Origin of the sequence: Burkholderia sp. Bp8963 (assembly GCF_003854275.1) — a bacterium.
Classification (GTDB): Bacteria; Pseudomonadota; Gammaproteobacteria; order Burkholderiales; family Burkholderiaceae; genus Burkholderia.
Genome location: NZ_QTQP01000123.1, coordinates 1 through 2,160 on the forward strand (window position 1 = coordinate 1; position 2,160 = coordinate 2,160).

3 protein-coding genes are annotated in these 2,160 nt (G+C 67.3%); all 3 read left to right on the forward strand.

The annotated features are described in order from the left end of the window. Positions 1–963: NAD(P) transhydrogenase subunit alpha (locus DID96_RS37535; RefSeq protein WP_148094534.1), on the forward strand; the 963-nt coding region annotated here is incomplete at its 5' end. Positions 964–974: 11 nt separating this feature from the next. Beyond that, the gene (locus DID96_RS37540; protein WP_124604336.1) at positions 975–1,292 is read left to right on the forward strand and encodes an NAD(P) transhydrogenase subunit alpha; all 318 of its coding nucleotides are present in this window, start codon (positions 975–977) and stop codon (positions 1,290–1,292) included. Next, the coding region (locus DID96_RS37545) for an NAD(P)(+) transhydrogenase (Re/Si-specific) subunit beta (RefSeq protein WP_148094535.1) at positions 1,289–2,160 on the forward strand (872 nt) is incomplete at its 3' end. The genes DID96_RS37540 and DID96_RS37545, both read left to right, overlap by 4 nt.

Sequence of the window (2,160 nt, forward strand, 5' to 3'; positions counted from 1 at the left end):
CAGTCGGCTGCGTTTGCCGCCGACATCGTGCTGAAGGTGCAAGCGCCGACGGATGCCGAAATGGCGTCGCTGAAACGCGGCTCGGTGCTGATCGGGATGCTCGAGCCGTTCAACACGGAACAGGCGGCGAAACTCGCGGCCGCGGGCGTCACCGCGTTCGCGCTCGAAGCCGCGCCGCGCACCACGCGCGCGCAAAGCCTCGACGTGCTGTCGTCGCAGGCCAACATCGCCGGCTACAAGGCCGTGCTCGTCGCCGCCGCGCTGTATCCACGCTTCCTGCCGATGCTGATGACCGCCGCGGGCACCGTGAAGGCCGCGCGCGTGCTGATTCTCGGTGCGGGCGTGGCCGGGCTGCAGGCGATCGCGACCGCGAAGCGCCTGGGTGCGGTGATCGAGGCATCCGACGTGCGTCCGGCCGTGAAGGAGCAGATCGAATCGCTCGGCGCGAAGTTCCTCGACGTCCCGTACGAAACCGACGAAGAGCGCGACGCCGCGCAAGGCGTCGGCGGCTACGCGCGGCCGATGCCGCCGTCGTGGCTCGGCCGCCAGGCCGCGCTCGTGCACGAGCGTGCGAAGCAGGCCGACATCGTCATCACGACCGCGCTGATCCCTGGCCGCCCCGCGCCGACGCTGATCTCGGTCGAGACCGTGCAGTCGATGAAGCCCGGCTCGGTGCTGATCGACCTCGCGGCGGGCCGCGGGCCGGAGTTCGACGGCAGGAAGAGCGGCAACTGCCCGCTGACCGTCGCGGACCAGGTGATCGTCCACCACGGCGTGACGATCGCGGGCCACACCAACCTCGCGTCGATGGTCGCGTCGGATGCGTCGGCGCTCTACGCGCGCAACCTGCTCGACTTCATGAAGCTGATCGTCACGAAGGAAGGCACGCTGAACATCGACCTGACCGACGACATCATCGCCGCGACGCTGCTCTGCCGCGACGGCGAAGTCGCACGCAAATAACGGAGGAGACCATGGAAGTCATCAATCACACGGTGATCAACGTGATCATCTTCGTGCTGGCCGTGTACGTCGGCTATCACGTGGTGTGGAACGTGACGCCCGCGCTGCACACGCCGCTGATGGCGGTAACGAACGCGATCTCGGCGATCGTGATCGTCGGCGCGATGCTGGCGGCCGCGCTGACGGTCGGCGCAACGGGCAAGATCTTCGGCACGCTCGCGGTCGCGCTCGCGGCCGTCAACGTGTTCGGCGGGTTCCTCGTGACGCGGCGAATGCTCGAGATGTTCCGCAAGAAGGAGCCGAAGGCAGCGAAGGAGGGCGCGCGATGAGCATGGACGTCGTTACGCTGCTGTACCTCGTCGCGTCGGTGTGCTTCATCCAGGCGCTGAAGGGGCTGTCGAACCCGAAGAGCGCGCGGCGCGGCAACCTGTTCGGGATGGTCGGGATGGCGATCGCGATCGTCACGACGCTCGCGCTGATCGTCAAGCAGGCCAGCGCGCTCGGCGCGAACCTGCCGCTCGGGATCGCGCTCGTGCTCGGCGCGCTGGTGGTCGGCGGCGGTGTCGGCGCGTTTGTCGCCGCGCGCGTCGAGATGACGAAGATGCCGGAACTCGTCGCGGCGATGCACTCGCTGATCGGTCTCGCGGCCGTGTGCATCGCGTATGCGGTGGTTGCCGAGCCGGACGCGTTCGGGCTCGTGCCGCCGGACGCGACGTCGCCGACCTTCATCCCGTACGGCAACCGGATCGAGCTGTTCATCGGCACGTTCGTCGGCGCGATCACGTTCTCGGGTTCGGTGATCGCGTTCGGCAAGCTGTCGGGCAAGTACAGGTTCCGGCTGTTCCAGGGCGCGCCGGTCGTGTATGCGGGCCAGCACCTGATCAACCTGATGCTCGCGCTCGGGATGCTCGGCTTCGGCGTGATCTTCTTCCTCACGCAGTCGTGGCTGCCCTTCATCATCATGACGGCGATCGCGTTCGTGCTCGGCGTGCTGATCATCATCCCGATCGGCGGCGCGGACATGCCGGTGGTCGTGTCGATGCTGAACTCGTACTCGGGCTGGGCGGCGGCGGGCATCGGCTTCTCGCTGAACAACGCGATGCTGATCATCGCGGGTTCGCTGGTCGGCTCGTCGGGTGCGATCCTGTCGTACATCATGTGCCACGCGATGAACCGCTCGTTCTTCAACGTGATCCT